12 protein-coding genes and 1 pseudogene are annotated in these 14,401 nt (G+C 35.6%); 8 read left to right on the top strand and 5 right to left on the bottom strand.

The genetic code is table 11. The features are described from left to right. The first annotated feature begins 206 nt into the window (after positions 1-206). From NBRC110019_RS06600 to NBRC110019_RS06620, 6 genes are all read left to right on the top strand, one after another. Positions 207-1,103, top strand: a complete 897-nt coding sequence (locus tag NBRC110019_RS06600; protein WP_281753460.1) for a helix-turn-helix domain-containing protein — start codon at positions 207-209, stop codon at positions 1,101-1,103. A gap of 182 nt (positions 1,104-1,285) precedes the next feature. Further along, on the top strand, positions 1,286-1,432 hold the full coding sequence (locus tag NBRC110019_RS16885; protein WP_373876994.1) for a cytochrome c oxidase subunit 2A: 147 nt from the start codon (positions 1,286-1,288) through the stop codon (positions 1,430-1,432). Between the two features lie 9 nt (positions 1,433-1,441). After that, positions 1,442-1,891, top strand: a complete 450-nt coding sequence (locus NBRC110019_RS06605) for a cytochrome c oxidase subunit II (protein ID WP_281753461.1) — start codon at positions 1,442-1,444, stop codon at positions 1,889-1,891. A 14-nt stretch (positions 1,892-1,905) separates the two neighbouring features. Next, a complete protein-coding gene (locus NBRC110019_RS06610) occupies positions 1,906-3,639 on the top strand; it encodes a cbb3-type cytochrome c oxidase subunit I (RefSeq protein WP_281753462.1) in 1,734 nt (577 codons plus the stop codon). Next, entirely contained in the window at positions 3,623-4,264 is a 642-nt protein-coding gene (locus NBRC110019_RS06615; RefSeq protein WP_281753463.1) for an SCO family protein, read from the top strand. The genes NBRC110019_RS06610 and NBRC110019_RS06615 overlap by 17 nt, the downstream gene beginning before the upstream one ends. 6 nt (positions 4,265-4,270) lie before the next feature. Next, complete coding sequence (locus NBRC110019_RS06620; protein ID WP_281753464.1) at positions 4,271-4,882, top strand: c-type cytochrome; 612 nt, start codon at positions 4,271-4,273, stop codon at positions 4,880-4,882. Positions 4,883-5,135: 253 nt separating this feature from the next. Here NBRC110019_RS06620 and NBRC110019_RS06625 read toward each other — a convergent pair whose 3' ends face one another. After that, a complete protein-coding gene (locus tag NBRC110019_RS06625) occupies positions 5,136-8,705 on the bottom strand; it encodes a choice-of-anchor I family protein (protein WP_281753466.1) in 3,570 nt (1,189 codons plus the stop codon). A gap of 131 nt (positions 8,706-8,836) precedes the next feature. After that, positions 8,837-10,261, bottom strand: a complete 1,425-nt coding sequence (locus tag NBRC110019_RS06630; RefSeq protein WP_281753467.1) for an L-serine ammonia-lyase — start codon at positions 10,259-10,261, stop codon at positions 8,837-8,839. A 138-nt stretch (positions 10,262-10,399) separates the two neighbouring features. Here NBRC110019_RS06630 and NBRC110019_RS06635 point away from each other — a divergent pair, with 138 nt between their 5' ends. After that, on the top strand, positions 10,400-10,996 hold the full coding sequence (locus NBRC110019_RS06635) for a M23 family metallopeptidase (protein ID WP_281753469.1): 597 nt from the start codon (positions 10,400-10,402) through the stop codon (positions 10,994-10,996). Positions 10,997-11,036: 40 nt separating this feature from the next. Continuing rightward, entirely contained in the window at positions 11,037-12,419 is a 1,383-nt protein-coding gene (locus NBRC110019_RS06640; protein ID WP_281753470.1) for a Kelch repeat-containing protein, read from the top strand. Between the two features lie 117 nt (positions 12,420-12,536). Here the strand turns inward: NBRC110019_RS06640 and sucC are convergent, their stop codons facing one another. The 3 genes and pseudogenes from sucC to NBRC110019_RS16890 all read right to left on the bottom strand — a co-directional run. Next, entirely contained in the window at positions 12,537-13,730 is a 1,194-nt protein-coding gene (sucC, locus tag NBRC110019_RS06645) for an ADP-forming succinate--CoA ligase subunit beta (protein WP_281753471.1), read from the bottom strand. A 101-nt stretch (positions 13,731-13,831) separates the two neighbouring features. Further along, positions 13,832-14,119, bottom strand: coding sequence for a hypothetical protein (locus tag NBRC110019_RS06650; protein WP_281753472.1), 288 nt, complete (start codon positions 14,117-14,119; stop codon positions 13,832-13,834). Positions 14,120-14,170: 51 nt separating this feature from the next. Continuing rightward, a pseudogene (locus NBRC110019_RS16890) lies at positions 14,171-14,266 on the bottom strand (class I SAM-dependent methyltransferase); the annotation flags it as partial. Between the last annotated feature and the right edge of the window lie 135 nt (positions 14,267-14,401).

Raw genomic sequence — 14,401 nt, forward strand, 5'->3', positions numbered from 1 at the left:
AATGCAAAAATACTCTTTTTTATGAATATAGAAGCTATTATTTTTTAACGGTATTCTGTTAATAATAGCTTCTAACTCAACTTTTTTGGGGTTGTAACAAAGGTTCTCTGTTTTTTATCATAGTTTACTATTGGTTGTAATGATTGTTACAGAATTATATGGTGATAGTTAGTAAATTTGCTAACCTAAAGATTTTTCAGGTGGTTATGAGCAGCGAAATACCTATTTATAGTATTTGTAATTTAATGAATACTGAAAATTTACCGCAGGATTGTGTAGTGTTAGATTTGCATGATTTTTTAGAGCGTCAAGAGAAATCTGCCTCACCTCATCGCCATTCCTTTTTTCAAGTGTTACTTATTAAAGAAGGGAGCGGAGAACATGTCATCGATTTTCAATCGTTTCCTATAGCAAAAGGAGATTTGTACTTTTTGTCTCCCGGGCAAATTCATAAGTGGGATTTTGATAAAGCTACCGAAGGTATAATTATTAATTTTGACGAGATCTTCTTTAGTTCGTTCTTGGCAAAAAGAGATTATATAAAAGACTTTCTTTTTTTTATAGGAAATGCCAACTATTCGCTCTTTAAGACCAAGGCAGTTGCTAAGAAGGTAACTGCAATTTTCGATAAAATTTATGAAGAATATAGTCATCTTGCTACTAATATTAGTTGGGATTTACTACGAACGTATCTGCTAGAGCTTTTTATGATTTGTGATAAAGAGATGTCGCAAAAAGAACATGAACACTATGACTCTAAACCACAATTTTATCTACTTAAAAATTTTGAGCGTCTTATAGAGGAGCATTACATTCAAAAGAGACTACCTAAAGAGTATGCAGAGATTTTATGTGTAACGCCTAATTATTTAAATGCACTTTGTCAGAAAATAAAAGGTGTCTCCGCAGGTACACTTATTAGAAACAGGCTGTTGTTAGAGAGTAAAAGACTCTTAATTAATTCAGAGTTATCGATATCAGAGATTGCTTATCAGCTTGATTTTAAAGATAATTCATATTTTTCTAGATTCTTTAAAAAGTATGAAGGATTAACACCTGTCGAATTTCAGAAGCGTAAAGAGTTAAACTTTCTTCATAAGTAAACTACTTCAGGGCAAGTTCAGGAAGCATTTAGTAAGCATTACATTTCTATTTCGAGACAAGTTTCGGAGCATTTAATCTCAATTATTAAGTAAAAAGGTACATTATACCCCTAAAAAGGTAAACAATCACCGTATTTATCAACAGTACATTTGTGTTACTATAAAACCAAATAACTGAGAATATGGAGAAAAGTAAGGAAGATGAACTACATGAGCTCGATACGAGTTTTAAACCCTATGGCACAATTGCCTTTATTGTGATTCTTGTTTTTTTTGCCATCATGGTATGGTTCAGCGTCTATAATCTTCAGATAGAACGTCATTTATAATAAGGAGGTATGAATAAATATGAGATTCGGGTTATAGTACTGAGCAGTACTATACTTGGGGTGTTTTTCTTTGCCCTGTTGTTTAATGTTTTTAGCAGAAAAATAGACGTACCCACTTGTATACCATATGATGCTTCTTTTCAAAAAGCAGAGGTACGCAAGGTTGATGACGATTATTATGAAGTGTATGTAACAGCACGTATGTGGAATTATGATCCGGGAGAAATTGTGGTGCCACCAGGGAGTACCGTTGATTTTTATTTAACCTCTGCCGATGTGGTGCATGGGTTTAATATTGAAAGAAAAGGGGTGAATCTTATGGCGGTACCGGGTGCGGTAAATAAAACTACAGTGAAGTTTGATGAGTACGGAGAATACCGAATTGTATGTCATGAGTATTGTGGTGTAGGGCACCAAAATATGATGGGTAAGGTATTGGTAACTAATAGTGCTCTTTAAAATTAAATTATAAAATGGAAAGTAATAAAACATTTAAATATACAATATTAATAGGGTTGTTTGTGCCTATGGTGTTATTCATTTTAGGGGCTTACAACGGAGTAATGCAAACGCTCTACAGAGCAGGGGTGCTGCATGAAGATTCTTTTGGAGGAATCAATTATTATCAGGGATTAACCATGCACGGGGTAATTAATGCCATTATTTTAACTACTTTTTTTGCCGTGATATTTGGACATGTAACCATGGGGCATTACTTAAAAAAGCAACCGCCAAAATGGTCGTACCTTGGGTCTATTATTTTAATGGTCTTTGGTAGCTTGTTAGATGTGGTGTTAATGGCTATGGGGAGAGCACAGGCTTTATATACCTTTTATGCACCGTTAAAAAATTCACCTTTCTTTTATTTAGGGACTTCTTTGTTAATTGTAGGGAGCTGGTTGGCTTTTTTTGGTTGGATTGTCATTTACCGTGAATGGAGACAAGAAAACCCGGATAAGAAAATGCCGATTGCCGTTTTAGGTACGTTTGTAAACTTTACCATGTGGTTTGTAGCAAGTTTACCCGTAGCATATGAGTCACTTGTAATCTTAATGCCGTGGTCTGCCGGATGGATCTCTGATATAAATGTGCCATTAACTAGAATGTTGTTCTGGATGTTTGGGCATCCGTTGGTTTATTTTTGGTTATTACCTGCTTATATAGCATTTTATACTGTATTACCAAAAGTGAGTGGAGGTAAATTGTATTCGGGTAATGCAGCGCGTTTAGCTTTCTTATTATTCCTTATTTTATCTACTCCGGTAGGAGTTCACCACCAGTTTAGTGAGCCTGTTTTAGGGCAAGACACTAAACTATGGGTTACGGTGTTAACCTTTGGAGTTTCTATACCCAGTTTTATGACAGCCTTTACAGTAGGGGCTTCTTTAGAATACGCCGGACGAAAGAATGGTGCTAGAGGTTTGCTTGGATGGATGGGAAGGTTGCCATGGTTTCTTTCTAAAAATTATTTGTTCGGATATTTTATCTGTGGGTTGTTATTATTCATTTTTGGAGGGTTATCAGGTATTGTGAATGCTTCGTATTCACTAAACCAAATGGTACACAATACTGGTTGGGTACCAGGGCATTTTCATATGACAGTTGCCGGACCCGTACTATTAGTCATTTTAGGAATGAGTATTTATATGTACAGCAAAGTGGCTGGTAAGCCTATTAAAATGTTGAGCGTGGTTACTATTGTACCTTATGTATGGATGGTAGGGGTAGCTTTATTATCTCACGGATTAATGGCCGGTGGATTGATGGGGGAGCCAAGACGTACCAATTTAGGGTTGTCCTATACAGACCCGTCAAGCGATATGTTTAATAAGCATTGGGTGCCTACCACAACGGTAACAATGATTGGTGGAATATTAATGGGTACGGCCGCATTACTTTATTTTATAGCCTTCTTTAGCACTGCACTAAGCAAACAAACGGAAGCTTCTGAAATTGTGTTACCAGAATCTGAAGAATTACATGAAGAAAAACGCATAGGGATTCTTCATAATATGAGGCCTTGGATTGCTGTAAGTATTATGCTTACCATGATAACTTATGTACCTTCTTTAATAAATGTGTTTAAGTATAGTAAGCCAGTTGAAAATAAGTTTGATGCTACGAGCCCTGTAAATGAAATGAAAGATGCTACAACAAAAAATGCAGCTACAACTATAATGAATGTGGAAGATGAAAAAGTTAACTAAAAAAACAGGGTTGTTTATAGGGTTGTCCATAGGACTACCAATAGTATTATTTGCTATTTATTTTGGGTACAAACGTTTTATGGCACCTCTACCTTATTTTGGAGAGAATTATACCATTGTTTCGGAAGATACCGATTATAAAGTACCTGACTTTACGTTTATAAATCAGGATAGCTTGCCTGTTTCTAACAGTTTTACTAATGGAAAAATATGGGTTGCTAATTATTTCTATACAAGTTGTCCTAGTATATGTCCTAGAATGATGTCGGGTATTTACGATGTGCAAAAAGCCTTTGAGGAGAATGATGATGTACACTTGGTGTCGTTTACCGTTGATCCTGATTATGACAAACCACATGTTTTAAAAGATTATGCAGAGGTAAGAGGGATAGATACCCATCAATGGCAGTTGGTAACCGGCGGTAAAAAAGAGTTATATCGTTTTGCTAGAAAAGGATTGTATATAGTAGCGACTAGCGGTAATGGGGGGGTTGAAGATTTTATACATAGCGAAAAACTAGTATTAATTGACAGGAACAATCACATACGAGGGTATTATGACGGAACCAGTGAAACGGATATTGCATTTTTAATAGACGACATAAAACGATTGCTTAAAAATTAAAAACTAATGAAAATATATAAATCCCTTACACAATTAATTTTTATTACGCTTTTCATTTTAGCTACTCACTCTATATCCGCTCAGGATGATGCTGTGGCAGGTAAAAAAACGTTTAATACTCGATGTGCAGCTTGCCACAGTGTAGCTAAAAAAATGGTGGGACCAGCATTAAAAAATGTAGATGAGCGACATACAGAAGAGTGGATTATAAACTTTGTACACAGTTCGCAAACAGTTATTAAATTGGGAGATGTAGAAGCTGTACGTTTATTTAAAGAAAACAATCAGGTAGTAATGCCTGATCATCCTGATTTAACTGCTACTGATATAAAAAATGTATTGACTTTTATTAAAGAGGAAAGTACTAAAGTTGGTGCAAAAAAAGAGCTTAAAATAGTAGAAAATTATGAGCCCTATAAAGGAGAAAGTAGTGCTTGGCACAAAATTGTGTATTTAGATGTACCCGGAGATCATAAGCCGGTTACTAAAGATGATACTTTTTTTTGGGGTGTGTTAACCTTTTCTATTCTCATATTTGTTGGTGCTTTACTGTTGTTTGTAAAGATTGGAGATATGGGAGATGTCATTATAGAGATAACTAAGAAGAAGAAACAATAGCTACCACTATTATTTATGATTGTTGAGTGCCGTCATTATGCATTTTGTAAGAGGTTTTAGTTAGGCAATTTTAACTTATTACACATTGTAAATGGCGGCTTTTTTATGTGATAATCAAGAGTAAGATATTTTGAAATTTATCTCAAAATAGTTTTAGGAGAAGGCATAAAAAGAAAAACTCCGGCAAATAAGCCGGAGTTTTTATTTAGATACCTGATATAGTTTTATTCTCTATCACAGGATGTAAATAACCTTATTTAATGGCTAATTTTTTACTTTCTCCATTTGTCATTTTTACAATGTATGTTCCGGTAGAAAGGTTTGGTAATTCTACAGTTTTGCTGTTTTCAAAACTTAGTACCATTCTACCTGTCATATCATAAATGCTTCCTGAAACTTCTTGAGTAAAATGAAGTATTTCATTTCCGTTAGAAGGGTTAGGATACATAAAGAAATTATTGTTTGTAAAGTTATCTGTACTATAAGTATCGTTGTCAATAGTATATACACTTACAGTAGCACTTACTTCATTAGAAATAACAATTAAACCAGTACCAGTAGGGCTGTCTTGTGCAGCAATATAAACGATTCCTTCTGGGGCTAAATCACCACCTTCGTCAGGTCCAAGATCTCTATGGTTTTTATAAGAAACAAATTCAGGAGCAGCAGGATTGGTTACATTGTATGTCATAATGCCCCCTACACGTTCTAAGGTAATAAACGCATAAATTTGTCCGTTAATCTCTGCAGTAGTAACCCCTTCAGGTTCTGGCCCTTTATCATCAGAACGGTTTTTGAAGTTGTTATTGCTATTACTAGCATTAAATAAAACACCGTAAGTTGGGTCATCAGCAGTATAACGTTCAAAATCGTCACCAGAGTCAAACTCCATAGTACCTGTATCACCATTCCAAATACTAAACGAACGACCACCAAATACATAGATTTCATCATAATCACCATCACCATCGGTATCTCCGTTAGCAAGGGTTGTTTTTAATCTACCTAAGTTGGTGTCCATTTTTAACAATTCAGCTTCAGGGAAAGTAGTAGGGTCAAGCATATAATCACTATCCCCAATACGAGTTTCTTCCTCATAACCATTGTATTCACGCGAATCTCCTTCGTTAGCTGTAATAAGGTAGGTAACTCCGTTTACTTCGTAACTTGCAATAGCGTCTGGCATATACATACCTTTTACGTTCCAGTTCCCCATATAAATAAAATCGGTATCGTTAGATACGTCCATGGTATTTTCAGGTAAAGTATAATCTTTATATCCTAGGGGTACTAAATACGTAATACTATTAGTAGTTAAGTCAACTACTGCAGCAGCATTGTTTTCTTGTAAGGTAACATAAGCTGTTTGGCTATCGCTAGAATATGCAATGTATTCAGGTTCTAAATCTTCAGAAACCGAAGCGTTAGGACCAAAAATACGAATCCCTGATGTTGTTAAAGCTGCCTGCATAGAATCGAAGTTATTAAAGTTGATGTTGGTAACATCACTTTGTGTAATGTTTCCTAAACCACCGGTTACATCAATTACAGAAATACTACCTTCTGGATCAATAGTGTAATCATCATTAGGTTGTCCTTCGTTAGCAGTAAGTACCTTTGTGCCATCAGGTGTAAAAGATACATTATCAGGTAAATTACCAACGGTTACAGTAGAAATGTTAGCTCCGTTTGTATCCATAAATACTAGCACTCCGTCAGCAGTAGCACCGTTAGAAATAGCAGCAGCAACAATACCATTGTGTACAGCTAAACTTGTAGCGCCATCGGTACCATATGAAGAAAGATCAATAGAGCTAATAGTTGAAATGTTATTGATGTCAGAAAAATCTAAAATCTCTACTTTAGTTTGTGTAGAGTTCATAACAAACAAACGTTGAGTAGTAGGGTCGTATGAAGAAATTTCAGCAGATCCGTTTGCATCTACCGTATAACTTGTAGCATAGTTAATAGTTAAGCTAGGCGTAGTAGGGTAATATAAAGAAGTGTCATTATCTAAAATATAAACACCAGCATACTTATCATCTCCTAAAGTAGCATTTACCGGGTTGCTTAAACCAAACATAATAGCCTCATCTGCTTCTACATCTGTATCATCTGTAATAGTAACATCTACAGTAGCAGTAGTATTACCAGCTAAAATTGTTACGATTTGATCTGTAAAGGCATAATCTGTTCCTGGAACTGCAGAATCAGAACCCCCTAAAAAGCTTACGTTAACAGTAACATCTGAAGAAGCAGTACTAGAAAGCGCAATAGTTAATTGTGCTGTTCCACCATCTTCATTAATCGGGTATGTTAATTCGTCAAATGCAATTTGTGGAACTACGTTTGTAACTGCCGTAAACGATCCAGGAGAAGCGAATACATCTTCTCCTAAAGATTGCCCAACTAAATTAGTAGCTGGAGACCAGTTAGTACCATCATTTATAGTACCTGCAGGATTTAATAATTCTAAAGAAGGACCATCACCATCTGCAGTAGTAGGCCATGGAGAATCGTCAGAATACTCAACAGTGAAAATTATAGTACTATCAGAGTTTAAAATTTCTAATACTTCACCACCATTACCAAGTGCATTAGAAATACCTTGTGGCATGTCTAAAAATGTAACACCGTAAAAAGCATCGGCAGTAGCTTTGTCTGTAGCTAATAAAACAATAGCGTCTGCGGCTAAATCCATTTGAGGGAAGGTAAACACAAAGTTAGACTCGTCTTTAACCATAATACCTCCTAAAGCAATAGTACTACCAGAGTTGTTGTAGATTTCAAGAAACTCTAATGCATCAGAATCGTCAGAAGGTGCATTGTACATAATCTCGGTAATAATAAGACCTGTAGTTGTGGTATTATAAAATAAATCATCACTAGTATAGGTGGTCATTACGTTAGGAACAGCATCTTCTACGTTACTTACAGTAAGTGTGTAAGCAGTTCCGCTAGTTAATCCACTATGAGTAATAGTAGCAGTATAAGTACCAGCATCATAGGTAACTCCTGTAACGGTAACACTATTATTAATAGCGTAGTTGGCTATAGTCTCAGCAGTAGCAGTTGTAACATCTTCAGAAAAAGAAACCGTAATCGTTGTTTGGCTAGTAACCATTACACTGGCAACTTGCGGAGTTGTAGTGTCTGTAGAAGAAATCACAAAAGCAGTAGTGTTAAAAGGAAGATCTGGCGTTGTACCATCGTTGCTTTGGTCTCCGCTATCATCTTGCATATCCATATTGATAAGGTTGTTAATAGCTAATTGGTAACCACTAACATCTAAACCAGTTCTTGGACCGTTGTATTCTGCAATATCAGTACCACTAGTTAAGGTTAAGGCGTTAGTACCTTCTGTTAAACCAGTATTACTTAAATCTCCATATCCGGCAGAAGAGTTTGCAACCGCACAAATAAATCCGGTTGGTACACGTGGTTGTGCCACGGTAGCATGGTATGCAAAAATAGCCTCAGAAGAACCAGAAATTCCTCCAGGAGAACCATTAATGGTACCATAACTAGAAGCCGTATTTGAGCCTGTTAACTCAGTAAATGTAATTACAGTTCCGGCAGGAATTACAGCATTTCCTGAATCCCAATAAAAATCATTTTCATCGGTACCAAAATTACTTCCATTCCATTCAGAATCACAGAAGAAAATTAGTGTATTTGCAGGGATGTCTACAAAAGTAACTATCGCAAAATCATCGTCAGCGTCGGCATTAAAACCAACAAAAGACATGTCTCCCGGAGATAATTGCGCAAAGGCAACTACCGTAGATAAACATGTTAAAATAGAAAGTAGTATTTTTTTCATAAAAATTTAGATTAATTTTTACGAAAGTAGTATTCGGATATATGCTGAAAATTAGCATAGTTTTATGCTAATGTTAAGAAAGTGCTAGTTTATTTGCTTATATGATAATTACTTAATGTAAAATTTACAAATTAACAATCGGATAGGAGTACCGCAACCGCGAGGCCACCTTCAGAGGTTTCTTTGTATTTGGTATTCATGTCTTTAGCAGTTTCCCACATGGTGTTTACTACTTTGTCTAATGGAACTTTTACATTTTCAGGATTGGTGTCTACCGCCATTTCTGCTGCATTAATAGCTTTAATAGCTCCCATGGCATTTCGTTCTATACAAGGCACTTGTACCAATCCACCAATAGGGTCGCAGGTTAGGCCTAAATGATGTTCCATAGCAATCTCTGCGGCAATGAGTACTTGTTCATGAGAACCGCCTAATAATTCGGTAAGTGCTCCTGCAGCCATGGCTGAGGAAACTCCAATCTCTGCCTGGCAACCGCCCATAGCAGCACTAATGGTAGCCCCTTTTTTAAAGATACTTCCAATTTCAGCAGCTACCATTAAAAATCGTTTTATCTGAGAAAAGTCTGCCTTATGGTCTTCAATGGTTAGGTAATACATAAGTACTGCTGGTATTACTCCCGCACTACCATTGGTAGGAGCTGTCACTACTCTACCCAACGAGGCATTTACTTCATTAACAGATAACGCAAAACAGCTTACCCATTTTAAAATTTGTCTGAATTTAACTTCGGTTTTACGAATGGCAGCTAACCATTCTTGTGGAGTACTGTATGGTGTATCACCAATAAGGTTTTTATGAGTATCATACGCACGCCTTCTCACGTTAAGTCCGCCTGGTAATCTGCCCTCGGTATGGCACCCGGTATACATACATTCTAACATTACATTCCAAATACGTTGTAATCCTTCATCTATTTCTTCCGGGGTTCTTAAAGAACATTCATTTTCCCAAACTAATGACGAGATATTCAACCCGTTTTCTGCGCACGCCTTTAAAAGTTCATTACCATTATGAACAGGATAGGGAAATGTTTTAAAAATAGCTTTGTTTTCTTTAGCGTGTACGCGTTCTTCTTTTACCACAAAACCACCACCTATAGAATAGTATGTTTCTTCATTGATACTACCATCATTTAGTATTGCCTGAAATCTAATACCATTTGAGTGAAAGGGTAAAAATTCTCGGTGAAATAGAATGTCAGATTCTGGCTGAAATGGAATAGCATGTGTACTTCCTAATGATAATGTTCTGAATGTTTGTATGCTTTGTACAATTAATTCAATATCGGAGATTGGCATGGTTTCCGGATCTTGCCCCGATAACCCTAAGAGTACAGCAGTGTCCGTTGCGTGTCCTTTTCCCGTTAATGAGAGAGAACCGTATAAATGTACTTGTATGCTGGTAACATTTTGAAAACAATTTTGTTGTTTCAATTCTTCTAACCAACGTTCGGCGGCGCGCCATGGACCTAAAGTATGAGAACTGGAAGGACCAATTCCTATCTTAAGCATGTCGAAAACACTAATACACTCCATACAAGTTACGCTAACTTAATTTGGCTGTAAAGATACATTTTGTTTGCAACTAACAAGGTTATAAAAAGGTTAGGGCAGGCAGAATTTTGTCATAAAATAAAAAGAAATTTTATTTATATTGAAGCATTAGTTTATAGTATGAGATACTCAATGTTTGTAATTGCATTATTGATTTTAGTTTTTGGTAGTTTCTCTTGTACTAGTGAAAAACCAAAACAGCAAGTGGTAGAAAAGTTTACACCTATACAAGACCATTATGATACCCTAAAGTTTACGAATGGTTTTGATTATCCTGTAGGCAAGCCCAATGCTAAGGGATATTACAATGCACAAAAGTTTGGAGAAAACAATCATTTGGGAGACGACTGGAATGGGGTGCGTGGTGGTAACTCTGATTTAGGGGATCCTGTATACGTTATAACTAATGGGTATGTAACCTTTGCTGAAAATATTGGTGGTGGTTGGGGTAATGTAATTCGCGTAACGCATTATATAGATTCAATATATCAGGTAGAGTCATTGTATGCTCATTGCGATACTATTTTAGTGAAAAGAGGAATGTATGTTGGTAAAGGAACTCAGATTGGAACCATAGGCTCTAATAACGGAATGTACCCTGCACATTTACATTTTGAAATTAGAGATAAAGTGGGGATGGATATAGGAGGTGGCTATGCGGTGAATACCGAAGGTTATGTTGATCCTACAAAATTTATAAAGTTAAATAGAGAGTGAAAGTGTTTTAATCTTTAGAATAAAATGTATCTTACATGACGTGAAAGTCAGTGTTTTATATGTTTTTGTATTTTCCCTTTTCCAATTTGGGATAGGACAGGAATTAGCTGTTTCTGTATACGATTCAGAAACAAAAATGCCGCTTCAACACGTGGTTATTAGTGCTAGTGATTCTAAAATAATCGGTCAGACCAATAAAAGGGGGGTAGCTATATTAGCTAGGTCTATGGTCACAGATACTGTAGCAATCCGATTTACACATTCGGAATATAATATGGGAGTACTATCTTATGAACATTTAGTAGCACATCAGGAAATTTATATGGTAAAGAAACCTGAAGAATTAGATAAAGTAGTATTATATGATAAGAAAAAACGTCATAGTCGCATAAAATTTGAGAAGTTAAAGCCACTAAAGTCGGGGGTGTACGGTTTTGGTGCTGTCTTGGTGGGAGATAAAATTTATATTGAAGGTGGAGATTTGTCTGTATACAATGAGGATATACCTATAGATCAATATGTAGATTTGACCAGTCTTGATATATCGGATGGAGGTGCTTCTTATAATACAGTTGCGGGAATGATTTCGGATCGTTTGAAAGATGAAATTAATTATAAAGGATATAACTCTAAAATGTATGTTTATGATATATACCTAAATACTTGGCAAACGATTGATCTTGATTTTAGAGAAAGGGCATATCATGAAATGGTTAACTATAAAGACAATATTTATATTCTTGGGGGAAAAAGTTTGTCGTATAATGGTAAAAAGGAATATTTAGATAATGTGATAGAGGTCTATAATCGTAAAAAAGATACAGTTTACTTAGATTATACCAATCCTCATCAGGCTGTTAATTTTATTGTTGTACCATACAAGGAAACCTTTGTTTGTATGGGAGGAGAAGTGAAAAAGGATAAATTAGGTATTCATTATACAAATGCGGTTCATCTCTTCGACTTAATTAATGGATATTGGTACGAGTCTGAAGATATGCCTGAAGCTGAGAATATACGAGGTGTTCTAATTGATGGTAAGGTATATACCATTAGCAAAATAAAAGATAGACAACGGAGTGAAATCCGTAGTTTTGATTTAGCAACAAAGGAGTGGAAAAAGGAAGGTGAATTTTTAGATTTTTTAGAATTACCAGCAATAGCGGTTAACGAGGATATTATTTATTTTTTTGAAAATGGATTGATGTATTCTTTTGATGTTCATGTAAAAGAATTAAAAAAGTATAGGATAAACTTAGAGCTTTATGGGAGTAGAATGTTTTGTTACAAAGATAGGCTCTATATTATTGGAGGAAGATATACTTCTAAAGGGGCTCAAAAAGTTTCAAATGATTTGTATAGTATTAGTCTCAATGAGTTTGCGAACACAGTGGTGATAAATACAGTTATTTTCTTTTATTAATAAAAATAGCTTGAATTCTCTAATTTTTGACCATTATCTTATTTCAATACGAGACATACCAAACAAAAAAAGGAAGCCAATCGACTTCCTTTTCTATTTTATATGTAAGTGTTTAGCTTATGCTAAAACCTCTTTTACTTTATCAGCAGCTTCCTGGAACATTACAGCAGAGTGTACTGCTAAACCAGAATTGTCAATCAATTCTTTAGCGATTTCTGCGTTGGTACCTTGTAAACGTACAATAATAGGCACTTTAATAGCGTCTCCCATGTTTTTGTAAGCATCTACAACCCCTTGAGCAACACGGTCACAACGTACAATACCACCAAAAATATTGATAAGGATAGCCTTAACGTTTTCGTCTTTTAAGATAATTCTAAACGCTTCTTCAACACGTTTAGCATCTGCTGTACCTCCTACGTCTAAGAAGTTAGCTGGTTCACCACCTGCTTGTTTAATTAAATCCATAGTCGCCATTGCAAGTCCGGCACCATTTACCATACACCCAACGTTACCGTCAAGATCCACATAGTTAAGTCCAACTGCTTTTGCTTCTACTTCAATAGGATTTTCCTCAGTAACATCACGCATTTCAGCAATGTCTTTATGACGGTAAAGTGCGTTATCATCAATAACCACTTTAGCATCTACAGCTAAAATTTTATCGTCAGAAGTTTTTAATACCGGGTTAATTTCAAATAAAGAAGAGTCAGACTTCACATAAGCAGTATATAAAGCACTTACGAATTTCACCATTTCTTTAAATGAAGTACCGCTTAAACCTAAGTTAAAAGCAATTCTACGCGCCTGAAAACCTTGTAATCCAACAGCAGGATCAATTTCTTCTGTAAAGATTAAATGTGGAGTTTTCTCAGCCACTTCTTCAATATCCATACCACCTTCGGTAGAATACATAATCATATTTCTTCCGGCACCTCTATTTAATAAAACAGACATATAGAACTCAGAAGTTTCGCTATCACCAGGATAATATACATCTTCTGCTACCAATACCTTTCTCACGTGCTTTCCTTCTGGCGGAGTCTGTGGTGTAACTAAGTCCATTCCAATAATTTGACCTGCTATTTCTTCAACTTCCTGAAGATTTTTAGCAAGCTTAACTCCTCCACCTTTTCCACGTCCTCCGGCATGTACCTGAGCTTTAATTACGTGCCATCCCGTTCCGGTTTCGGCTGTTAATTCTTTTGCTGCTGCAACGGCTTCTGTAGCATTATTAGCTACGATACCACGCTGAACGCGTACCCCGTAAGAAGCTAGTATTTCTTTACCTTGATACTCATGTAAATTCATCTGAAGCTATTTTAAAAGTATTGTATTATAAGATTATTTTTTATAAACGTTACTTACAAAAATAGAAAACTGATTGAGACTACACTAACTTAATGAAAAAATTATGGTAAATATTTATACCTAAAATGTTTAAATAGTATTTGAGTTGTTTTAAATGATGGTAGTTTTAATACTGTGGTATTTGTTTTTCTACAACGATATATATAATCACCTAAGTTGTTTCGGTGTCTTTTTAGTACCTCATTGATAGTTCCTGTTTCTATGTATAGTTCTAGCATGAGTAATTCTTTGTTAACTTCTTCACGATTGGCAAGCGAAGAGAAAGAAGAAATACTGTGCCTGATATATGTATCAAAATATAGTTCGGGAGTAGCGGTAAAAATTACCATCTTTCCTTTTGGCTTTATAATAAGAGATAATTTGGTACACGCTTTTTGTGAATCATTCCAGGGATGAATGATTCGTATTGCAATAATTCCGTCTACACTATTTTCGGGTAAGTTTGTTTTTTCTGCAGTTCCTAACTGCCATATAATATTGGTGTTTTCTGCTTCGCTTTCTCAATCATCAAGAAAGAGGGATCAACACCAATCAACTGAAGACTTTTTTATAAAGTGCAATAGTATAATTCACTGTTCCGCAACCAATGTCAAGATACGTGCCTTCTTTTT

The sequence above is a fragment of the Neptunitalea chrysea genome, from assembly GCF_027924145.1.
Lineage (GTDB): Bacteria > Bacteroidota > Bacteroidia > Flavobacteriales > Flavobacteriaceae > Neptunitalea > Neptunitalea chrysea.